The organism is Flagellimonas sp. 389, from assembly GCF_018449435.1.
Lineage (GTDB): Bacteria > Bacteroidota > Bacteroidia > Flavobacteriales > Flavobacteriaceae > Flagellimonas.
Map to the genome: position 1 here is coordinate 69,417 of NZ_JAHCMU010000002.1, position 20,902 is coordinate 90,318.

Sequence of the window (20,902 nt, forward strand, 5' to 3'; positions counted from 1 at the left end):
ATCTATTTTACAACATCCCCAACTCCAATTTAGCCTCTTCGCTCATCAGTTCTTGGGTCCATGGAGGATCAAAGGTGATCTCTACCTCAACATCTTTCAAAGCATCCAATGACTTTACTTTTTCTTCTACTTCGACCGGTAATGTTTCGGCCACGGGGCAGTTTGGTGAGGTAAGCGTCATCAATATTTTTGCATCGTACTCTTCGTTGATAAACACATCGTATATCAGCCCCAACTCATAAATATCAACGGGTATCTCAGGGTCATAGATGGTTTTTAGGACCCTAACTATCTTTTCGCCCAATTCGGCGGTATCTATTGTTGTAATTTCTTCACTCATTTTTGTCTTAATTCAATTGTGTTTGATACGCCACTGCGTATAGTTTCAACTGTTTTATCATACTTACCAATCCATTTGCCCTAGTAGGGGACAAATGCTCCTTAAGCCCTATTTCATCTATAAACTGTGTGCTGGCATCAATAATTTCCTGAGGTTTTTGATTGCTAAAGGCACGTATTAAAATCGCAATTATCCCTTTGGTGATGATTGCATCGCTATCGGCGGTAAAGACCAATTTATCTTCTTCCAGTTCGGCATGCACCCATACTTTGCTCTGGCATCCTTTTATGATGTTATCATCGGTTTTATATTGTTCGTCTATCAACGGCAATGATTTCCCCAATTCGATCATATATTCATAGCGTTGCATCCAATCATCGAACATGCTGAACTCGTCTATGATATCTTCTTGTATTTTTTCTATGGTCATGTATCGGTTTTGTTCAAAAGTACAATTAGGAGTGTTGCTAATCAAGCCTTTAAGATAAAGATAACTATTGGATTACAGCAACATGTTTCTAGCTCGCTTTACGCCTTCCACCAGAACATCAACTTCTTCTTTGGTATTGTAAAAACTAAAACTTGCCCTCACCGTTCCCGGAATCTGATAAAAATCCATAATGGGCTGTGCGCAGTGGTGCCCCGTACGAACGGCAATCCCCAATTTATCTAAAATAGTGCCTATGTCATACGGATGTATTCCTTCGATATTAAAGGAAATGACAGATGTCTTATTTTCTGATGTTCCATAGATTTTTAGGCCTTCAATAGCCAATAATTGCTCTGTTGCATACTGAAGCAATTCTTCCTCATAGGCAGCAATGGCATTGAATCCAATACCATTCATGTAGTCCAAAGCAGCACCAAAGGCTATTCCTCCGCATATATTGGGAGTTCCTGCTTCAAATTTATGAGGTAAATCGGCATACGTAGTTTTTTCAAAAGTTACCTCGGCAATCATCTCGCCTCCACCTTGATAGGGTGGTAACTTTTTAAGCCATTCTTCTTTTCCATAAAGCATTCCAACGCCTGTAGGGCCACAAACTTTGTGCGCGGACACCGTATAAAAATCCACATCCAAAGCTTGTACGTCCGCTTTTATGTGAGGAGCGGCCTGAGCTCCATCTATCAAAACCGCTGCTCCAACATTGTGGGCCGCACTAATAATTTCCGTTATTGGGTTGATCGTTCCCAATGCATTGGAAATATGGTTACAGAAAACAAGTTTGGTCTTATTTGAAAGTAACGCATGAAATTCTTCCATGACCAATTCACCGTTTTGGTTCATCGGAATCACTTTTAAAACTCCTCCCGAACGTTCACAGAGCATTTGCCACGGAACTATATTGGAATGGTGCTCCATTGCGGAGACCAAGACCTCATCACCTGCTGTTATAAATGAAGTAAATCCGTTCGCAACGAGATTAATACTATGGGTCGTTCCCGAGGTCAATATTACCTCGTGCGATTTGGCAATATTAAAATGCTCTTGGATTTTGAGTCGTGCCGCTTCATAGGCATCAGTGGCTTCTTGGGAAAGCGAGTGTACACCCCTATGAATATTGGCATTGTACTTTTGGTAATATTCCACAATAACATCGATCACCTGTTGTGGTGTTTGCGATGTTGCTGCATTGTCCAAATATACTAAGGGTTTCCCGTTGACTTCTCTTTTTAGGATAGGGAAATCTTCTCTTATTTTATTTATGTCGAGCATAGCAATCAAAATAGATTACAAAGATACCTACAATGGCGATAATAGGACTATGGCCCAGTAGTAATTCACTGGGCCAATCATTAGATTATATTAAAAACGGAAACCCGCGCCGAACTTTAAGAACATCGAATCTTCATTTATGTCGGGTAAATCTGACCTTGTAATATTATTCCGCACATAATCATATTGAGCCTGTATAAAAATACGTTTGGTAATATCGTACGAAATACCAACATTTATGTTTATTCCTCCGTCGGTATCTGTTCTAGATTCAGGTCTTATCTCAATAGGAAAGTGCTCATTATCAAATTTGGACCGAACTACAGTATATCCCAAACCTATGGCTGGCCTAAATTTTTCCAAGGCCGGAATCTTGAACTCCATAAAAACCCTGGGTTGAATCAACCAGTTTGTTCTTTTAGTGGTAAAAGCTCCTGGCAATTCATTTAAATCTAAATCTTCATGAAAAACCCCTGCACTGATGCCAGCTCCCAGTCTAGCAAAACCGATTTCTAAAAACCGATATTTTATTCCTAAATCAACTATTCCTGGTAAGTCTGTCCTAACCTCGTTATCACTTATTGAGATTGGGTAATTTGCTTCGACACTCCACTTTTTCTCTTGTGCAGTCAACGAAATTGTGGCAAGGAGTACTACTGAAAATAAAATTTTTCTTGTCATTTTTTGATTGTTTAAATTGATGTTATTCAAGCTAAACTACTTCAAAAAATTCCCTTAAATTCTAACTGTTTTGTTAATCCTTTCCTGTATTTTGTTAAAGATTATAACTACAGGGCATGTAAATGATTACAATTCAAAACCTACACGAACTCCTAGTTTATTGGCAATAAGTTTATTGATTCTAGTTTTCAGCTCGGGAATACGAACACTTTCCAAAACGTTATTGGCAAAAGCATACATAAGCAATGCCGTAGCCTCTTTTTTGGGAATTCCACGAGATTGCAGATAAAACAAAGCATCTTCATCCAACTGACCAATGGTACAACCGTGAGAACACTTTACATCATCCGCAAATATCTCTAATTGTGGTTTTGTATTGATCGTGGCCCTATCACTGATCAAGATATTGTTGTTCTGTTGAAAAGCATTTGTTTTTTGGGCAATCTTATCCACAATGATCTTCCCGTTAAAAACACCCGTAGAATTTTCTCCAAAAATACCCTTGTAATCTTGATGACTTTCACAATTGGGCTGTGCATGGTGCACCAAGGTATGGTGATCCACATGTTGCTTTTCTCCCAATATGGTTACGCCCTTTAAGACAGAGTCCATACGCTCTCCATTTTGATAAAAATTGAGATTGTTACGTGTTAGTTTTCCGCCAAAGGAAAACGTATGTACACGAACCACGCTATTATCTTTTTGAGAGATGTACGTATTGTCTATTAACGAAGCTGTGTTTTCGTCATTTTGTACTTTGTAGTAATCCACAATTGCATCTTTGGCCGCGAATATTTCCGTAACAGAATTGGTGAAAACTTCGTTACCGGTCAGGCTTTGGTGGCGTTCTATAATTTGAACTTCGGCATTCTCCTCTACAATCACCAAATTCCTTGGTTGAAGCATTAAAGCTGCTTCGTTACCTGTTGCCAGATGAACAATCTGAATGGGCTTTTTTGGTGCTTTGCTCTTAGGAATATAGATATAAGCTCCTTCTTTGCTAAATGCAGTGTTCAAGGTCGTTAAAGACTCATTTTTTGAAGCAACTTTATTAAAATAAACATCGATGACCGCCTTATATTGTGGTTTGGTCAATGCCGCACTCATTAAACATACATCTACACCATCATGCGTGGTTTCGGACAAATAGGAACTGTACACACCGTCTATGAAAACTATCTTATAGGTGTCTATCTCATGAAGGAAATATTGTTTGATGTCCTTGTACTCCAATGTATTTTCCTGCCTTGGAAAAATACTGAAATCCACTTTTTGAATTGCATTTAAGGAAGTATATTTCCAAGCTTCCTCTTTTTTCGTGGGAAAGCCTTTCGCTTCAAAATTTTTGATTGCTTCGGAACGAACTTCATGTACCGGATGATCCAGGTCAATGTTGTTTTCAAAGGCTATAAATGAAGAAAGTAATTTATCTTTTAAATCCATAATTATGTGCGTTTCTTGTTTGTCAAATTAAATTTGACGTTTCAAGTTTCTTGTTTGTTTTCCCTAAACTTGGTTCCTTTGAACTCTTTTTTGTTCAAATAGTTAATGAAATTGGCTATTCTTCTGCTTAAGGTTTCGTAATCAGAAACCAATTTTGACATTTCTTCTTCTGTTATGTATTCATTGTCAAAAATGCGATAAATCTGAGCTCTTGTCTCTCCTGCCGAAGCTTTTGCAGTTGATAAAAATTGTCTGAATTCTAGGTTTCCATCTCTTTCAAAACCCTCTGCGATATTGTCCATTACAGAACCAGAAGATGCTTTTATTTGATTTCTTAGCCTAAAATCACCTTTTAAATCAGTTGATTTTGACAACCGTATTATTTCTTTTGAAAGTCTTCTGGCTTCTTGCCATATTTCTAAATCTTCGAATTTTTTTATTGTAGCCATAACTTGAAACTATAAACAAAAGAAACCCGAAACTAAATTAAACAGTTGCTTCTTGTTTGATCCAGTCGTAACCTTTCTCTTCCAACTCCAAAGCCAAATCCTTGTTACCGGATTTTACAATTTTACCATCGTGAAGCACATGCACATAATCGGGCACTATATATTCCAACAATCTTTGGTAATGGGTAATTACGATGATGGCATTTTCTTTTCCCCTAAGCTTGTTCACCCCATCGGCAACAATCCGGAGCGCATCAATATCCAACCCTGAATCGGTCTCATCCAAAATCGCCAATTTTGGTTCTAACATAGCTAATTGAAATATTTCATTTCGCTTTTTCTCACCACCTGAAAATCCTTCGTTCAACGAACGTGACAAAAATTTTCTGTCGATTTCCAACATTTCAGATTTCTCACGAATCAGTTTTAACATTTGGTTAGCGGGCATATCCTCCAGACCTCTTGCTTTTCTTGATTCATTTATAGCTGTCTTCATAAAGTTGGTTACAGAAACTCCAGGAATTTCCACTGGGTACTGAAACGAAAGGAATATCCCTTTATGGGCTCTTTCTTCTGGAGCCAAATCTTCCAGATCTTCACCTTCCAAGGCTATGCTGCCTTTTTTAATCTCAAATTCTTCCTTCCCCGCAATAACGGATGCCAAAGTACTTTTACCTGAACCGTTCGGTCCCATTATGGCGTGAACTTCTCCCGCATTTACCTCTAGGTTAATTCCCTTCAAGATTTTCTTATCTTCTATGCTTGCGTGTAAATCTTTAATTTCTAACATTTTCAAAAAGTTGTATTCTTAGTTTGAATTTTATGATTTCGGCTACGCTCAATCACCTGTAAATTTGGTGGCAGAGCAAAGTCGAAGCTACCCTACCGAACCTTCAAGACTTATCTCCAATAGTTTTTGAGCCTCCACGGCAAACTCCATAGGTAATTTGTTCAGCACCTCTTTGCTGAATCCGTTGACGATTAGGGCGATAGCCTTTTCGGTGTCGATTCCCCTTTGGTTGCAATAGAAAATTTGGTCTTCCCCAATTTTACTGGTTGTGGCCTCGTGCTCTATCTGTGCGGATTTGTTCTTTGCCTCAATGTAGGGAAATGTATGTGCTCCACAGCGGTTGCCCATCAGCAACGAATCGCATTGTGAAAAATTCCTTGCATTTTCTGCCCTGCTATTTACCTGTACCAATCCCCTGTAGCTGTTCTGGGATTGGCCTGCCGAGATTCCTTTGGAAATAATGGTACTCTTGGTGTTCTTTCCCAAGTGAACCATTTTGGTGCCTGTATCGGCTTGCTGAAAATTATTGGTTACTGCAATGGAATAGAACTCTCCCACGGAATTATTTCCTTTTAAGATACAAGAAGGATATTTCCAAGTTACTGCTGAACCTGTTTCCACTTGTGTCCAAGAAATCTTCGCATTCTTTTCGCATATCCCTCTCTTGGTTACAAAATTATAAACTCCACCTTCACCTTCTTTGTTTCCGGGAAACCAGTTTTGAACGGTAGAATATTTGATCTCGGCATCGTCCAACGCTATGAGCTCAACAACCGCTGCGTGCAATTGATTCTCATCTCGTGATGGTGCTGTACATCCTTCAAGGTAACTTACGTAACTACTTTCGTCCGCTATCACCAAGGTACGTTCAAACTGACCGGTACCTCCCTCATTTATCCTGAAGTATGTTGAAAGTTCCATAGGGCATTTTACACCTTTTGGAATATAACAGAAAGATCCATCGGTAAATACTGCGGAATTCAATGCTGCATAAAAGTTATCTGTTTTTGGGACAACCGTACCCATGTATTTTTTAACCAATTCCGGGTGTTCTTGTATTGCCTCGGAAATAGGCATAAAAATGATTCCTTTTTCTGCAAGCGTCTTTTTGAACGTTGTTGCTACGGAAACGGAATCTACGACGATATCCACGGCTACATTCTGTAATCTTTTTTGTTCATCTACGGAAATTCCCAATTTCTTGTACATTTCCAATAACTCGGGATCTACATCGTCCAGCGATTTGTTGGGGTCCGCTTTTTTGGGTGCCGAATAGTAAGAGATTGCCTGAAAATCGGGTTTTTCATAACGGACATTGGCCCATTCCGGTTCTTCCATTTCTTCCCAAATCCGAAACGCTTCCAAACGCCATTCGGTCATCCATTCCGGTTCATTTTTTTTCTTGGAAATTGCGCGAACGATATCTGCGTTCAATCCTTTTGGAAAAGTATCCGATTCAATATCTGTATAGAAACCATATTCATATTCTTTGGTTTCCAGTTCTTTTTTTAATTCTTCTTCTGTGTATGCCATAAGTGTTCTATTTACCAATATGAAAATGACTCAATTGGTCAATTACTTAAAAATCTTACTATAAGGAGAAACTTTCTCCACAACCACATGTGCGCTGGGCATTTGGATTATTAAAAACAAAGCCTTTGCCATTCAGTCCGCCCGAGTATTCCAAAGTGGTACCGACCAGGTATAAAAAGCTTTTTTTATCAACGAGAATACGTACTGCGTTATCTTCAAAAACCTTATCGGCATCTGTAGAAGATTTATCAAATTTCAATTCGTATGACAATCCACTGCACCCTCCACTTTTTACGCCTACACGAACAAAGTCTGTAGAAGCGTTAAAGCCTTCCTCGTTCATCATCGTCATCACTTTTTGTCTAGCGGTCTCAGAAACTTTAATCATTATTATCTGGATTTAATAGAAAAGTTAACAAATATACTTTATAAGTAGGTTTTTTCCACGCATCCTAACATTATTATAACGTATGATTCAATAGGAGTTCTCTATGGAAAAACCATGCTTAAGATACTATTTTCACTTTCAAGTCTCCCAAGCCGCTAACTACTGTTCTACAAAAGGTTTAGCATCTTGTTCGAACAAGCGCTAAATTTTTAATTATCATGTTTACTTTTGCAAAATGTTAGAAGATAAAAATCAGCAGAGAACGGCTTTGGAAAATTTGGGAGAATTTGGTTTGATAAAACACCTCACCAAAGATTTTAATTTGAAACATAACTCCTCATTGGTAGGCATTGGTGATGATGCAGCCGTTTTGGACCTCAACGGAAAAAAAACAGTGATTACCACGGACATGCTTGTAGAAGGGGTGCATTTTGATTTAAGTTACATGCCCTTGAAGCATTTAGGCTACAAGTCTGTTATCGTTAACCTATCGGATGTATATGCCATGAACGCTCTGGCTACCCAAATAACAGTCTCCATAGCAGTTTCCAACCGATTTCCCTTGGAAGCGCTCGAAGAATTTTATGCTGGAGTGGCCATGGCCTGTCGGCTTTACAATGTTGATCTGGTAGGGGGAGATACGACTTCATCGACCAGAGGGATGCTAATAAGTGTTACTGCCGTGGGGGTGGCTGAAGAAGCGGAACTTGTATACCGAAGCGGGGCAAAACCAAATGATCTTTTAGTGGTGAGTGGTGACCTTGGCGGGGCATACCTTGGGCTTCAAGTACTGGAACGCGAGAAAGAGGTCTTTAAGGTCAATCCCAACAACCAACCCGATTTGGAGCCTTACTCTTACATCGTAGAGCGACAGTTGAAACCTGAAGCTAGAAAAGATATTATTGATTTGTTGGAAAAGCTTGAGGTAAAACCAACGGCCATGATCGATATTAGTGATGGATTGTCCTCAGAAATTTTGCATTTATGTGAACAAAGCAATGTGGGCTGTAATCTTTTTGAAGATAAAATTCCTTTGGATCCAACAGTGATGTCCGCTTCCGAGGAATTTAAAATGGATTCCACAACTATTGCTCTAAGTGGTGGAGAAGATTATGAGCTGTTGTTCACTATTGACCAAAATGATTTCGAAAAAATAAAGGGCAATCCTAATTTAACGGTTATCGGACACATGACTTCCAGTAACGAGGGGGCACATTTAATAACAAGAGGAGATACAAAAGTTCCCATATCGGCGCAGGGTTGGAATTCATTTTCGGAATGAACTTATTTAAACCTTTTGGATTGAGGCGAAAATTAGGATTTTTTTGCTCTTTTGAAGGTGTTTTTTAATTGCATAGCTGGGCTACGGAAAGAAAAAATAGCAATGAAAGTGTGAAAAAGGCCAATTTTTTAGCCGATTAAAAAAATTTAAATGAGTTCAATAAAAAATCCCGAAAACCAAGGGCATTTCTCGCTAAACGGTCTTGGGGCACGCGACTGAATAGGCAAAGCGCTTTCTTGATTTCCGGGAACAGCCCTTGAAATCTTTCTAAAAGAGAAATGTTTTGTTTTAAGCCACTTGAGAGACTTGCTGCCTGTTGTGTCTTTTACGGTACATATCTTCTAAAGTACTATTGATCTCCTGCATTTGAGGGGTCAATGCAGAAAGCTTGCCGCTCACGTCGGTAGTAACCTGTTTTTGACAGTGTAGGCACTTATACTCTTTAATGTGTCCTGTTACTTTTCTAGAAACTACATAATGATGTCCGAAGAGACTGCAAAAGAAAGCGGATAATTTGTTGCCATGGTGGATAGTAGAAGTATTCATAAGCTGGTTTTGTTTGGGAAAGCATTGGTTCGATTTGGGAATCGATACATGCAATAATGTTTTACTGTAATTTTATATTATATATGTCAATTTTTAATTGGACGATACTTAAGGAACGACTGTTAATAACTTTTTATTTTATGAATTTATTTGTAAGTACTTTTTTTCGATGAAATACACACTTATCGACAAAACGTTATATTCGGGCGTTCAAACACGTTGCTTAAAGATAGTTTTTTCATTTACTTTAACAAAGAAATTATTAACAACATATGGTTAAGAAATCAATTGCAATCACCGCATTTGCACTTTTCTCTTTATTCTTTGGCGCAGGCAATCTCATTCTTCCTCCACAACTCGGATTTAAATCTGGTGACTTATGGTGGTTAGTGGCTTTGGGGTTCTGTCTTTCTGCGGTACTGATTCCGATATTGGGGATCTTGGCCCATGCCAGACTTCAGGGTACCATGTTCGACTTTGCCAAAAAGGTATCCCCAACATTCAGCCTTGTCTATTGTTATGTTGTATATGCTATTTCCATATCGCTACCCTCACCAAGAACAGCATCTGTAACTCATGAAATGGCCATTCAACCTATTTGGGACTCTTCATCCCTCATAACAAGTATTGTTTATTTTGCTTTGGTCTATGTATTTGTGGTAAACCGTTCCAAAATTTTAGACATAGTGGGCAAGTTTCTTACTCCGGCAATACTTACCATCCTATTATTGATAATCGGTGCTTCAATTTTTACCTTGGATTTTGATTTTGGGGCCGTAACATTTGCCAGTCCATTTGCACATGGAGTGTTAGAGGGTTACCAAACGTTTGATGCCATTGGTGCAGTGGTCGTAGGTGGGGTTATCATCATCTCTATCAATTTAAAAGATCGTTCTGCCACGTACGAAGCCAAGAAAAACATCATAAGAAAAGCAGGGTGGTTAGCCGGACTTGGTCTTTTTTTAATCTACACAGGACTTATCATTACAGGAGCACTATTCCATGATTCCTTTGATGCTGAGATTTCTAGAACTGCGCTTTTAAGCGGTATTAGTTTAAACATGTTGGGAAATACCGCTAACCTGCTACTGAGCATTTTAGTGAGTTTGGCGTGTTTTACAACAGCTGTTGGCATTGTAACGGGAACGGCAGACTTTATAAGAGGACGTTTTAATAATTCTGGACGAGCATATGGCATTACAGCGATTATTGGTTGTATTCTTGGCGTTTTAATGGGTCAGTTCAATGTGGGGTATATTATTGCAGTAGCCTTACCGGCGCTTATGTTTATTTACCCTATCACTATTGTTCTAATCGTGTTAAATGTAGTGCCAGAACAATATGCTTCCCCACGGGTTTTTAAAGGAGTGGTCTTGACCACAATACTATTCAGCATTCCCGATTTTCTAGGAAGTGTTGGCCTAGGAGAATCTATTTCTGGCATTGCCAAATGGGTGCCACTCAGCCAATTTCATATGGGTTGGGTACTTCCTGCTTTGGTTGCCTTCTTTCTAACAAACCTTAAATCCTTAGCTACCCAGAAGAAAGATTGACGAACACATTCAAAGTAATCAGATTTATTCCAAAAACCGATTGGGAGAAACAACGTTAAACTTTGGATTTTCTTCCAACATTTGTTGAATGACCCCTACATGCACTTGACCTAAAATAACGATGACTCGCTTTGCATTGGTCTTTCTTTGAACCTTCAGGATATTTGAATACATCTTAAGGTTCCGCTTATAGAACAAAGAAATGTACTCTGCCCCTATAAAATTAGTATCAATTCCTTCAAACTCTTCTTCATTTTTAAAATTACCGTTAGTCACATATGCCGGTGTATTAAAGAAGAGGCGGTAAGACATCTTTATATTTTCTGGGGTATTCAATTCCGAAAGAAACTGACCAATGGTTGTTTTTCCTTGAAGAAATTTTTTTGTAATCGCTCGGCCTATATTTTGAAACGCCTTTAAAGAATCTGCAAAAACCTCAAGATTTTCACCATTTTCAAATAGGTTTTGCGATACACTTTCGTAGTGGTCTATCCCATAAACGGTCGGCAACTTATTCTTTTTTGCCAACTTAAATCCAATTTGATATACTTCACTAAGTCCATCCGAAAGAATGCTATGATTCAATGCATCCAACTTGAAAAGACTATCGATTTTGGATTGCTGCTTGGGTTCACGTTCTATAAAAATGGCATCTGGACCAAATCTGGATAAACTATCCACGACATCCTTAAATTCTTGCTGCCTAAGTGCTCCCGAAAAATCTGTTGATGGGGAAGTTGGGTTTTGAAATTGATTAAAGTGTAGCGTTCCCAACAAAATGATCTCTGTACTTCCGTTCACCATATCGGCGGCTTGTCCTAATAGAAAACTTTGGGAAAAGAGGAAAGATAACATTGTAAATAAAAACCTTGGTCGTACTTTTTTCATCCTAAATTTGTAATGGTTTGATTGATTATGTTCGATTGGGGCCAGAAGTTCGATAATTTCCATTTAAGAATCAAAATCCGTTCTATTTTATGGAATGCTTCTACTTTTTTGTCGCCCTTTCCAACCGATCATTAATGGATTTTCCCAATCCCTTATCGGGAAACCGTTCAGCAACAATCATATCCAAATCCAATTTATCCATTTTGTGTAAGGTTGCATATAATTTGGAAGTGGCTTCCTTAAGACTTCCTGAACTTGATAAAACTTCCTGATGCGCAAGATTTGGGTTATCCATCTTCTTACTAAAAAGTAAGACCCCAATTTTTTTGTCAAGCTTATCGCTTATGAAGGCTTCAACATCATCCACTAAAAATGTTGTTGTATTGGGAGCGTAGTGCCTTGATAACATCCCGGGCGCATTGGGCGCATTTTCTTTTTTGTTTTTTACTTCGATTTCTCCAATAACATTTATGATATCCTCCATGGCTATGGAACCCAATCTGTACAAAACTGGTTTTCCGTTTTCGAATCCTATAATCGTGGACTCTATCCCATTCTCACAATCTCCCCCATCCAAAACCATGGAAAGTTTGTCTCCAAAATAGTACTCTACATGAAGTGGACTGGTAGGGCTAATGGAACCAAACGGATTTGCACTGGGCGCTGCCAGAGGAAAATCTAGACGTTGCAATAATTCCAGCGTAACCAGATGCTTGGGAATTCTCACCGCAACAGTATCTTTTCCTGCAGTGACCAAATCGGGAACCGTATCTTTTTTTGGTAAAATCAAGGTCAGGGAACCGGGCCAAAAAGCTTTGGCCAGCCGTTTTGCTTTATCAGGAACATGGCTCACAATTTCTTCCATACGCTCTATGGAATCTACATGAACAATCAAGGGATTGAACAAAGGCCGCCGTTTTAACTCAAAAATCTTTTTTATGGCTTTTTCACTGTAAATATTTCCAGCCAGTCCATAGACGGTCTCCGTTGGGATGGCAACCACGTCTTCTGCATTCAAAACTTCAATAGCTTTCGATATGTCTTTGGCTATTCTGGTCATCCTTTGTATTTACTTTTTTGGACGGGCAAAGGTGGGCTATTTTCGATGATTTTGCAAGGGAGCGCGTTGTTTGCTTCAGCTCCGCTCAGCACGGGCGTTGTTCGTTGTTCGTTGTTCGTTGTTCGTTGTTCGTTGTTCGTTGTTCGTTGTTCGTTGTTCGTTGTTCGTTGTTCAAAAGTGTGTTTTTCTAAAGAAAAAATCAATTTTGCACCAACACTCTTTACCCTTCAACCCAATACCTTTTATCCTTCATCTATCGACCAAAACTTTCTACTGACATCTGGCTTCTGATAACTGAAAACTGACAATCATCAAGACCCCCTATTCTTCTTGTTGTAATAATATATGGCATATGCAATCCCAATCAAAACCACAAAGGGCAAATAACTGCCGATGGTCACACCTATCTCATAAGCGCTGTCTGGAGCTTCTTTTATTTTTTCTTCAATGTTGGGCTGCTGCGCGATAAAGGAAAGGATTGGTTTCATATCTTAATACATTTTATATTCCGACTTCCGACTTCCGACTTCCGACTTCCGACTTCCGACCTCAGACCTCAGACCTCAGACCTCAGACCTCAGACCTCAGAATACCAAAAATAACGAACAACTGTCAAGCGTTCATCAACTCTTCAATTTCTTCGATCTCAATAGGAATATTTTTCATCAAATTAATCGGTTCTCCCGTTTCTTGAATCACTACGTCATCTTCAATTCTAATCCCCATTTGCTCTTTAGGAATATAAATCCCCGGTTCTACAGTGAATACCATATTGGGTTTCATTGGTGTTTTCAATTCTCCATAATCATGGGTGTTCAAACCAATATGATGACTGGTACCGTGCATAAAGTACTTTTTATAGGCTGGCCAGTTTTTGTCTTCGTTCTGCACGTCGGCTTTATCCAATAATTCCAATCCCAAAAGTTCAGAAGTCATTATTTTACCGACCTCTTTATGGTACTCTGCCCATAAGGTTCCCGGCACTAAAAGTTTGGTCGCTTCATTTTTTACCCGAAGTACTGCATTGTATACCTCTTTCTGTCGGTCTGTGAATTTTCCGTTTGCGGGAATGGTTCTTGTCATGTCGCTAGAATAGTTGGCATATTCCGCACCAACATCCATCAAAATTAAATCTCCGTCCTTTACCTGCTGGTTGTTCTCTATATAGTGGAGCACATTGGCATTATTGCCAGAAGCGATAATTGGAGTATAGGCAAATCCTTTGGAGCGGTTACGGATAAACTCGTGCAGGTATTCTGCTTCCATTTCATATTCCCAAACACCTGGTTTGGTAAATTGCAAAATCCTACGAAATCCTTTTTCGGTAATATCACAGGCTTGCTGCAAAAGCGAAATCTCTTCGGGTTCTTTTACACCACGTATTTCTTGCAGAATAGGATTGCTCTTCGCCCACTGGTGCGCTGAAAAGTCCTTTTTACATTTCGCTATAAAGCGATCTTCCCGTGTTTGGGTCTCCACCGCTTGCCTGTAATGTTCGTTGGTGTTGAAGTATATGATTTCCGCTTCGGTCATCAAATCAAAGAAGATTTTATCAAAATCCGATAACCAATAAATTGTTTCGATTCCAGATACTTCCGTAGCTTTTTCCTTCGTCAATTTTTCACCTTCCCAAACAGCAATATGTGCATTGGTCTCACGAACAAATAGTACTTCTCTATGTTTTTTATCCATAGCATCCGGGAAAAGCAACAGAATGGTCTCTTCTTGGTCAGCTCCGCTTAAATAAAAAATATCCCTGTGCTGCTCAAAAGGCATGGTACTGTCCGCGCTAATGGGATAAACATCGTTGGAGTTGAATACCGCAATACTTTTTGGCTTCATTTGTGCCATGAATTTTTTACGGTTCTGTATAAAGAGTTTACTATCTATTTGGTGGTATTTCATAAGGCTAAAATCGATTTCTTCAAAAGTAGTTAATTGCGATACCGAAGACAAATTCATACCTTCCGTATCAAAATTAATCCCTGACTAAATGAAACGGTTTTTACTTCCTTTTTTTATTCTATTTTTTCAACTTATAACTGGTCAAGAAGCAACTACTTCTGCTGATAAAGTTCTACAGGCTTTGGAGCAAAAAACCAAAATGGCCGAAACCTCTTTGGTTAAAAACATTCCACTTAAAAATATTGGGCCTTCGGTAATGAGCGGCCGTGTAGTCGATTTGGAAGTCAACCCAGACAACCCAACGGAATTTTATGTGGCCTATGCCTCTGGCGGACTTTGGCACACCAATACCAATGGTATCTCCTTCACTCCCGTAATGGATGAATCCAACACCCAAAATATTGGAGATATTGCGGTGGATTGGGCAAGTGGAACACTTTGGGTAGGTACGGGCGAAAACAATGCTTCACGTTCTTCTTACGCCGGTATCGGCATTCTCAAATCAACCGATAAGGGAAAGACATGGCAAAATATGGGGCTGCCCGACTCCCACCATATTGGTCGGATTTTAATCAATCCCACAAACCCAGATGAAGTCATCACTGGGGTTACAGGACATTTGTACACGCCAAACGAAGAAAGGGGAATTTATAAAACCACGGATGGGGGTGCATCATGGCAAAAAACACTTTTTGTAAACGATAAAACCGGAATTATCGATGTAGCACATGCACCCAATAATTTCAATATACAGTATGCCGCAGCTTGGGAAAAGGATAGAAAAGCCTGGAACTTTATAGGAAACGGTTCTTCTTCGGGAATTTATAAAAGTATCGATGGCGGAAGTACCTGGAATTTGATTACCACTCCAGAAAGTGGCTTTCCAACAGGCGATGGTGTTGGTAGGATTGGCTTGGCAGTTTTTGATGAAAACACGGTCTACGCCATTCATGACAGCCAGTTTAGACGTGAGAAAAAAACTGTTGAGAAAAAGGACGAGCTTACCAAGGATGATTTTAAAACGATGGGGAAAGAAGCATTCCTCGCCTTGGACAACAAAAAACTGAACGACTACTTAAAAACCAATGGATTTCAAGAAAAATATCGGGCAGAAAACGTGAAGCAAATGGTACGAAGCGGAACGGTACAGCCGGTCGATCTTTCCAACTACTTGGAGAACGCAAACTCGCTATTATTCGATACACCCGTTGTTGGTGCCGAAGTATATCGAAGTGATGATTCTGGGGCGACCTGGAAGAAAATGAACGAAAACTACATCGACGACCTTTTCTATAGTTATGGTTATTATTTTGCCCAGATACGGGTAAATCCAAGTAATAAAGACCATATTTATTTAGCAGGTGTTCCCCTGATCAAGTCTGAAGATGGTGGGAACACCTACACATCGATTGGAAAAGAAAACGTACATGCCGACCATCATGCACTATGGATAAATCCAAAAATGCCCGAACACCTCATCAATGGAAATGATGGTGGCGTAAACATTACGTATGATGATGGTGAAACATGGATGAAAAACAATTCACCAAAAGTTGGCCAGTTTTATGCCATTAATGTAGATCATGAGAAACCGTACAATGTCTATGGCGGACTGCAGGACAATGGGGTCTGGAAAGGCGCGCACAACAATGAGGACAATAGGCTTTGGCATCAGACAGGAAAGAATCCTTGGGAAATGATCATGGGTGGTGATGGCATGCAAGTTCAGATAGACGATAGGGATTCCGATGTGGTCTATACTGGTTTTCAATTTGGAAATTACTATCGCTTGAATTTGGAAACTGGTGCCAGAAAATACATTCAACCCAAACACGAGTTAGGCGAATCTCCCTATCGGTTTAATTGGCAGACACCCATTTTATTGTCAAAGCACAATCAGGATATTGTGTATCTGGGCGGAAATAAATTACACCGCTCCTTAAACCAAGGTGATGATTGGGAAGCCATTTCCAATGATTTGACCCAAGGTGGAAAAAAGGGAAATGTAGCTTATGGGACTTTGACCACCATTTCTGAATCTCCATTCAAGTTTGGTCTGCTGTATACGGGCAGTGATGATGGATTGGTGCATATATCCAAAAATGGAGGCGGAAGTTGGGAAAATATCTCCTCTAGCTTCCCAAAAAACTTATGGGTGACCGAAGTGGCTGCATCCAAGCATAAAAAGGAACGGGTTTATGTTACTTTGAATGGCTATCGCTCCGATGATTTTACAACGTATGTTTTTATGAGCGATGATTATGGTAAAAGTTGGAAGAGCATTTCAAATAACATCCCAACTTCTCCGGTAAATGCTTTGGTGGAAGATTCAGAGAATGAAGATTTATTGTTTGTCGGTACCGATAATGGGCTGTACACTAGTTTTAATAGAGGAGAATCTTGGGAATTGTTCCAAAATGGAATCCCCAACGTAGCAGTGCACGATTTGGTCATACAACCAGAAGCTAAACACTTACTGGTTGGCACACATGGTCGTAGCATCTATAAGGTGGATATAAAAGCCCTTCAACAAGTTACCTCAAAAATACTTTCCAAAGAATTGATGGTTTTTGATGTCGATGCTATAAAACATTCCAAAAACTGGGGAAATTCTTGGAGCTCATGGAGAAAACCCAATACTCCTGGATTGGATGTTACCTTTTATAGTTCGAAGGAAGGAAGCTATATTGCAAAGGTGAGCACTGCCAAAGGTACCGAAGTAAGCTATACTGAAATGGAAGCCAGTAAAGGACTGAACATGCTTTCATACGATTTGGCCTTTACCAAAAAAGGAAAAAGCAATTTTCTGAAGAAAAACAAAATGAAGCTGACGGAAGCCAAAAACGGAAAGACCTATTTACCCAAAGGAAGTTATGTCGTTGAGATTTCGGGAAATGGACAAACAGAAAAAGTTGAATTCAAGGTTGAGTGATACATGGAAGTTAGTATTTGCGAGGCGGAAATAGGCCACGAAAAGGAACTATTGAACTTGTTTAAAAAAGTAGTGACGATTCCTGATGGAATCATCAGAAAAAGACATGAAATCACAGCAAATTATATTAATGGTTTTTATGAAAAATCCCTCGAGAACGGACTCGTGCTTTTTACAAAAAGTAAAAATAGCATTGTTGGAGAAATCCATGCATATACCCCCTCAATTTATGCATTCCAACATATCTTAACAGATTTGACGATTGCTATATATCCAGAATTTCAAGGAAAAAGCATTGGAAAAAAGCTTTTCCAAACATTTCTGGAAATTGTAAAGACCGAATTCCATCATATCTTAAGAGTAGAACTTTATACGAGGGAACACAACAAACGTAATGTTGCTTTTTATAAAAGTTTAGGTTTTATAAACGAAGGGAGACAGCAACATAAAATATTTAATTCTAAATCCAAGTTGGAAACCCCTCTTCACATGACTTGGTTCAATCCTAATTATTTAAAATAATGCACCTTACCCTTAGTATTCCAGCACTGCTATTTCCAGCGATTTCACTAACGATGTTGGCTTACAATGCCCGCTATTTGGCAATAGCTGCTTTGATTAGGCAGTTGCACAAACAATATTCCGAAGACGCCACATCACCGCTAAAAAAACAGATTTCCCAATTACGCAAAAGATTGGGGATTATTAAGAATATGCAGGCCATGGCCATCATTAGTTTTTTGCTGGCGGTAATCACAATGTCCCTAATCTATGTAGAACTGACCCTGTGGGCCAATATTGTTTTTGGGGCTAGTTTAATTGCTCTGATCGTTTCGTTGCTTTTGTCACTGATCGAAGTACAGTTATCCACAAAGGCTTTGGGTATTCAATTGAACACTATGGAGAAATAATATCTACAGATTACCTTTATTTAATGCATTTCGACCACGGGGTTATTTAAGTTTTCTTTAACAAAAGTCAGAAACTTTACCCAATACCGCCATCTAATCCTTTCACGTAAAATTTCACGATATTAATATCTTTACTATCACTTTTTTAAATACAGTTTTTGCTATGAAACGTGTAAGGGATATAACGTTTTTTAAAAAAATACGGGAGATACGGGAGTATGAATTCGGCATGTTCTACTTTTTCGATGGCCTTGTCATATCAGAAATCAATAATGGGGTAACCTTTAATTGGAACATGGCCAAAAAGGTAGTGGATGCCGCTCATGAATTTTATGGAAAAGACATTCCCGTCGCTTACATTTCCAACAGGGTCAATGATTATTTTGTAGTTCCGGGAGATTGGGCAAAATTTTATAAAAATAGGCACCAACTCAATTTTTATTCTGTTGTAGGAAACACCAAAGGTAGTTTTACAAGCCTTCTTCTTGAGCGTATGTTCTTTCAAAATTCTATACGGCAATTCTCCGATCTGGAGGAGGCCATTGCTTGGAGCCTCGACAAAATTTCTAAACAAAAGGAAACGGCTTCACTAATTACCAATATTTCTTCCCAAATGGAATAATGCGTCCCCTTGATTTACCACGGCTTGGTGATTAATACAGAAAACATGTCCATCAAAGGGTGCTTTTATTTTTTTTGGTTTTTTAGCATAGGTATCTGTAATCATTCCCAAGACCTGCCCTTTTAAAACGCTGCTTTCATTTTCAACTTCTGGAATGAACATACCTGCTTTTGAAGCACGAACCCATCGCGTTGCATCAAAATGAACCGATTTATTTTCTGGAGTTTTTCCAGAAATCATTTCCATTCCAATCAAAATATTTTTTATTCCCTGAACACTTACTTCTATTGATTTTTCATCAAAACGCATACTTTCCCCACCTTCATAAACCAGTATTGGTTTGTTCATTTTGAATGCAGTTTTTCTAAAAGAACCGGCAATCAATCTTGATGGGAAATAAAAGGGTGCATTGAACATTTCTGCCAAATCCTTACTTTTTTCGTCTTCTTGGGTATACCTCACTTGAGGGAAATTGTGCTTAAATCCTCCACCAGTGTGCAAATCGATACCAAAATCGATTTGAGGCAAAATTTCATTGGTGTAATGGTAGGCAATCCTACTGGCCAGAGAGCCGTTACGACTTCCCGGAAAACTACGGTTAACATCTTTGCCGTCCGGCACATCTCTTGAAAAGTGTATAAATCCGAATACATTTAAAATGGGAACAACGATCACTGCTCCTTTTTTAATCTTGAATTGCCCATCCTGCAACATCCTGCGAAGCGTTTCAACACCATTGATTTCATCGCCATGCAACCCTGCTTGTACCAATACGGTCGGGCCTTCTTTTTTGCTGTTAAAAACATGTACCGGAATATCTATCAGTGTGCCTGTGGGCAAACGGGCAATAGTAATATGGACAAGTTTGTTCTGCCCTGCCGAAATGGTGGTTCCGTTTATATGAATGTCCTTACTTTCTTCTTCTATACCCATTTTTCTCTACAAATTGAATAATCTGCTTTGCGACATTTACTCCTGTAGCGGCCTCTATTCCCTTTAGGCCTGGCGAAGCGTTCACTTCTATAAGAACGGGGCCTTTTTTAGACCTCATTAAATCTACCCCTGCTACGCCTAAACCTAAATGCTTGGTCGCGTTTAAGGCAATAAACTGTTCTTTAGCTGTTGGTTTTATAGCAACTGCATGCGCTCCTCTATGCACATTGGACCTAAAATCGTCAAAATCACTGGTTCGTTTCATACTGGCAACAACTTTGTTGCCCACAACAATGATGCGAATATCCTCACCGTTGGCTTCTTCAATATATTGTTGCAAGAGAATACTTGTATCCATTTTGTAAAAAGTGTCTATAATCGACTTAGCCGACTTTTTGCTTTCGGCTAAAATAACTCCCAGTCCTTGGGTACCTTCTTGCAATTTTATAATTACGGGTGGTCCTCCCAACAGTTTTATCTGTTCATCAATATTATCTGGATTGATGGAGAATACGGTTTCTGGAATGGGAATACCCTTTCTTGCCATAATCTGAAGGGTCCGTACTTTGTTCCTGGCACGTGTTATACCCAAGGAGCGGGCAGTACTGAAAACATTGTTCATCTCGAACTGTTTTACAATCGCTGCACCATGACGGGTCACCTTGGCCCCAATTCGGGGAATGATAGCATCAAACTCGCCTGTTACATCTTCATCGTCCAAATAGATTCTGGGCTTGTCATCCCCTAACTTTACCGAGCATTTGGTGTGGTCTATCAGTTCTACATAATGACCGGCTTTTTGTCCTTCCTCAACTATTCTTCTAGTGGAGTGTACATTAAGGCTAACGGATAAAATGGCAATGTCCACAGGCTTTGCTTAAGTAGTTCTAAACTTGCCTTCAATATCGGTAAAATTTATAATATGGCTG

Annotated in this window: 23 protein-coding genes; 6 read left to right on the forward strand and 17 right to left on the reverse strand. The window is 39.3% G+C overall.

The genetic code is table 11. The features are described 5' to 3' along the window. Positions 1–7: 7 nt before the first annotated feature. From KIM67_RS01945 to KIM67_RS01985, 9 genes are all read right to left on the reverse strand, one after another. On the reverse strand, positions 8–340 hold the full coding sequence (locus tag KIM67_RS01945; RefSeq protein WP_163417023.1) for an iron-sulfur cluster assembly protein: 333 nt from the start codon (positions 338–340) through the stop codon (positions 8–10). 7 nt (positions 341–347) lie between these two features. Beyond that, complete coding sequence (locus KIM67_RS01950) at positions 348–770, reverse strand: SufE family protein (RefSeq protein ID WP_163417024.1); 423 nt, start codon at positions 768–770, stop codon at positions 348–350. 72 nt (positions 771–842) lie between these two features. Beyond that, positions 843–2,057: an aminotransferase class V-fold PLP-dependent enzyme gene (locus KIM67_RS01955; protein WP_213829693.1), complete on the reverse strand. Its 1,215-nt coding sequence runs from the start codon at positions 2,055–2,057 to the stop codon at positions 843–845. 90 nt (positions 2,058–2,147) lie between these two features. Then, the gene (locus KIM67_RS01960; protein WP_213829694.1) at positions 2,148–2,738 is read right to left on the reverse strand and encodes an outer membrane beta-barrel protein; all 591 of its coding nucleotides are present in this window, start codon (positions 2,736–2,738) and stop codon (positions 2,148–2,150) included. Positions 2,739–2,864: 126 nt separating this feature from the next. Then, the gene (gene sufD, locus KIM67_RS01965; RefSeq protein ID WP_213829695.1) at positions 2,865–4,181 is read right to left on the reverse strand and encodes a Fe-S cluster assembly protein SufD; all 1,317 of its coding nucleotides are present in this window, start codon (positions 4,179–4,181) and stop codon (positions 2,865–2,867) included. A 41-nt stretch (positions 4,182–4,222) separates the two neighbouring features. Then, entirely contained in the window at positions 4,223–4,630 is a 408-nt protein-coding gene (locus KIM67_RS01970; RefSeq protein WP_213829696.1) for a four helix bundle protein, read from the reverse strand. Positions 4,631–4,667: 37 nt separating this feature from the next. Next, complete coding sequence (gene sufC / locus KIM67_RS01975) at positions 4,668–5,420, reverse strand: Fe-S cluster assembly ATPase SufC (protein ID WP_213829697.1); 753 nt, start codon at positions 5,418–5,420, stop codon at positions 4,668–4,670. A gap of 87 nt (positions 5,421–5,507) precedes the next feature. Next, positions 5,508–6,953, reverse strand: coding sequence for a Fe-S cluster assembly protein SufB (gene sufB / locus KIM67_RS01980; RefSeq protein ID WP_213829698.1), 1,446 nt, complete (start codon positions 6,951–6,953; stop codon positions 5,508–5,510). Between the two features lie 58 nt (positions 6,954–7,011). Beyond that, a complete protein-coding gene (locus tag KIM67_RS01985) occupies positions 7,012–7,341 on the reverse strand; it encodes an iron-sulfur cluster assembly accessory protein (protein WP_213829699.1) in 330 nt (109 codons plus the stop codon). A 235-nt stretch (positions 7,342–7,576) separates the two neighbouring features. Here KIM67_RS01985 and thiL point away from each other — a divergent pair, with 235 nt between their 5' ends. Beyond that, a complete protein-coding gene (gene thiL, locus KIM67_RS01990; protein WP_213829700.1) occupies positions 7,577–8,623 on the forward strand; it encodes a thiamine-phosphate kinase in 1,047 nt (348 codons plus the stop codon). Positions 8,624–8,911: 288 nt separating this feature from the next. On the opposite strand, the gene KIM67_RS01995 is transcribed toward thiL, so the two are convergent. After that, positions 8,912–9,169 (reverse strand): hypothetical protein, encoded by a 258-nt coding sequence (locus KIM67_RS01995; protein WP_213829701.1) that lies wholly within the window; start codon positions 9,167–9,169, stop codon positions 8,912–8,914. A 272-nt stretch (positions 9,170–9,441) separates the two neighbouring features. On the opposite strand from KIM67_RS01995, the gene brnQ reads away from it, so the two are divergent. Next, entirely contained in the window at positions 9,442–10,722 is a 1,281-nt protein-coding gene (gene brnQ / locus KIM67_RS02000) for a branched-chain amino acid transport system II carrier protein (protein ID WP_213829702.1), read from the forward strand. Between the two features lie 24 nt (positions 10,723–10,746). Here brnQ and KIM67_RS02005 read toward each other — a convergent pair whose 3' ends face one another. From KIM67_RS02005 to KIM67_RS02025, 5 genes are all read right to left on the reverse strand, one after another. Next, on the reverse strand, positions 10,747–11,610 hold the full coding sequence (locus KIM67_RS02005; protein WP_213829703.1) for a DUF5694 domain-containing protein: 864 nt from the start codon (positions 11,608–11,610) through the stop codon (positions 10,747–10,749). Between the two features lie 100 nt (positions 11,611–11,710). Continuing rightward, positions 11,711–12,670, reverse strand: a complete 960-nt coding sequence (locus KIM67_RS02010; protein WP_213829704.1) for an L-threonylcarbamoyladenylate synthase — start codon at positions 12,668–12,670, stop codon at positions 11,711–11,713. Beyond that, positions 12,667–12,873 (reverse strand): hypothetical protein, encoded by a 207-nt coding sequence (locus KIM67_RS02015; RefSeq protein WP_213829705.1) that lies wholly within the window; start codon positions 12,871–12,873, stop codon positions 12,667–12,669. The genes KIM67_RS02010 and KIM67_RS02015 overlap by 4 nt, the downstream gene beginning before the upstream one ends. A gap of 108 nt (positions 12,874–12,981) precedes the next feature. Continuing rightward, positions 12,982–13,158: a hypothetical protein gene (locus KIM67_RS02020; protein WP_213829706.1), complete on the reverse strand. Its 177-nt coding sequence runs from the start codon at positions 13,156–13,158 to the stop codon at positions 12,982–12,984. A 124-nt stretch (positions 13,159–13,282) separates the two neighbouring features. After that, on the reverse strand, positions 13,283–14,575 hold the full coding sequence (locus KIM67_RS02025; protein WP_213829935.1) for an aminopeptidase P family protein: 1,293 nt from the start codon (positions 14,573–14,575) through the stop codon (positions 13,283–13,285). Positions 14,576–14,663: 88 nt separating this feature from the next. Here KIM67_RS02025 and KIM67_RS02030 point away from each other — a divergent pair, with 88 nt between their 5' ends. The 4 genes from KIM67_RS02030 (at position 14,664) to KIM67_RS02045 (ending at position 19,040) form a co-directional block, all read left to right on the forward strand. After that, on the forward strand, positions 14,664–17,507 hold the full coding sequence (locus KIM67_RS02030; protein WP_213829707.1) for a glycoside hydrolase: 2,844 nt from the start codon (positions 14,664–14,666) through the stop codon (positions 17,505–17,507). Positions 17,508–17,510: 3 nt separating this feature from the next. After that, a complete protein-coding gene (locus tag KIM67_RS02035; RefSeq protein WP_213829708.1) occupies positions 17,511–18,029 on the forward strand; it encodes an N-acetyltransferase in 519 nt (172 codons plus the stop codon). Further along, positions 18,029–18,418 (forward strand): DUF2721 domain-containing protein, encoded by a 390-nt coding sequence (locus tag KIM67_RS02040; protein WP_213829709.1) that lies wholly within the window; start codon positions 18,029–18,031, stop codon positions 18,416–18,418. The genes KIM67_RS02035 and KIM67_RS02040 overlap by 1 nt, the downstream gene beginning before the upstream one ends. A 163-nt stretch (positions 18,419–18,581) precedes the next feature. Beyond that, positions 18,582–19,040 carry a hypothetical protein gene (locus KIM67_RS02045; protein ID WP_213829710.1) on the forward strand — a complete coding sequence of 153 codons (459 nt, stop codon included), beginning with the start codon at positions 18,582–18,584 and terminating at the stop codon, positions 19,038–19,040. Here KIM67_RS02045 and KIM67_RS02050 read toward each other — a convergent pair. Beyond that, on the reverse strand, positions 19,008–19,973 hold the full coding sequence (locus KIM67_RS02050; protein WP_213829711.1) for a succinylglutamate desuccinylase/aspartoacylase family protein: 966 nt from the start codon (positions 19,971–19,973) through the stop codon (positions 19,008–19,010). The genes KIM67_RS02045 and KIM67_RS02050 overlap by 33 nt on opposite strands. After that, on the reverse strand, positions 19,951–20,841 hold the full coding sequence (locus tag KIM67_RS02055; protein WP_213829712.1) for a RimK family alpha-L-glutamate ligase: 891 nt from the start codon (positions 20,839–20,841) through the stop codon (positions 19,951–19,953). Before KIM67_RS02055 ends, KIM67_RS02050 begins: the two co-directional genes overlap by 23 nt. Between the last annotated feature and the right edge of the window lie 61 nt (positions 20,842–20,902).

Coding starts and splice junctions, on each gene's coding strand:
- KIM67_RS02040 (WP_213829709.1), top strand. CDS start 18,029: ATGCACCTTACCCTTAGTATTCCAGCACTGCTATTTCCAGCGATTTCA.
- KIM67_RS02020 (WP_213829706.1), bottom strand. CDS start 13,158: ATGAAACCAATCCTTTCCTTTATCGCGCAGCAGCCCAACATTGAAGAA.
- sufB (WP_213829698.1), bottom strand. CDS start 6,953: ATGGCATACACAGAAGAAGAATTAAAAAAAGAACTGGAAACCAAAGAA.
- KIM67_RS01950 (WP_163417024.1), bottom strand. CDS start 770: ATGACCATAGAAAAAATACAAGAAGATATCATAGACGAGTTCAGCATG.
- brnQ (WP_213829702.1), top strand. CDS start 9,442: ATGGTTAAGAAATCAATTGCAATCACCGCATTTGCACTTTTCTCTTTA.
- KIM67_RS02005 (WP_213829703.1), bottom strand. CDS start 11,610: ATGAAAAAAGTACGACCAAGGTTTTTATTTACAATGTTATCTTTCCTC.
- KIM67_RS01995 (WP_213829701.1), bottom strand. CDS start 9,169: ATGAATACTTCTACTATCCACCATGGCAACAAATTATCCGCTTTCTTT.
- KIM67_RS02030 (WP_213829707.1), top strand. CDS start 14,664: ATGAAACGGTTTTTACTTCCTTTTTTTATTCTATTTTTTCAACTTATA.
- sufD (WP_213829695.1), bottom strand. CDS start 4,181: ATGGATTTAAAAGATAAATTACTTTCTTCATTTATAGCCTTTGAAAAC.
- KIM67_RS02045 (WP_213829710.1), top strand. CDS start 18,582: ATGAAACGTGTAAGGGATATAACGTTTTTTAAAAAAATACGGGAGATA.
- KIM67_RS01960 (WP_213829694.1), bottom strand. CDS start 2,738: ATGACAAGAAAAATTTTATTTTCAGTAGTACTCCTTGCCACAATTTCG.
- KIM67_RS01955 (WP_213829693.1), bottom strand. CDS start 2,057: ATGCTCGACATAAATAAAATAAGAGAAGATTTCCCTATCCTAAAAAGA.
- KIM67_RS01985 (WP_213829699.1), bottom strand. CDS start 7,341: ATGATTAAAGTTTCTGAGACCGCTAGACAAAAAGTGATGACGATGATG.
- KIM67_RS01970 (WP_213829696.1), bottom strand. CDS start 4,630: ATGGCTACAATAAAAAAATTCGAAGATTTAGAAATATGGCAAGAAGCC.
- thiL (WP_213829700.1), top strand. CDS start 7,577: ATGTTAGAAGATAAAAATCAGCAGAGAACGGCTTTGGAAAATTTGGGA.
- KIM67_RS02050 (WP_213829711.1), bottom strand. CDS start 19,973: ATGGGTATAGAAGAAGAAAGTAAGGACATTCATATAAACGGAACCACC.
- KIM67_RS02035 (WP_213829708.1), top strand. CDS start 17,511: ATGGAAGTTAGTATTTGCGAGGCGGAAATAGGCCACGAAAAGGAACTA.
- sufC (WP_213829697.1), bottom strand. CDS start 5,420: ATGTTAGAAATTAAAGATTTACACGCAAGCATAGAAGATAAGAAAATC.
- KIM67_RS01945 (WP_163417023.1), bottom strand. CDS start 340: ATGAGTGAAGAAATTACAACAATAGATACCGCCGAATTGGGCGAAAAG.
- KIM67_RS02010 (WP_213829704.1), bottom strand. CDS start 12,670: ATGACCAGAATAGCCAAAGACATATCGAAAGCTATTGAAGTTTTGAAT.
- KIM67_RS02025 (WP_213829935.1), bottom strand. CDS start 14,575: ATGAAATACCACCAAATAGATAGTAAACTCTTTATACAGAACCGTAAA.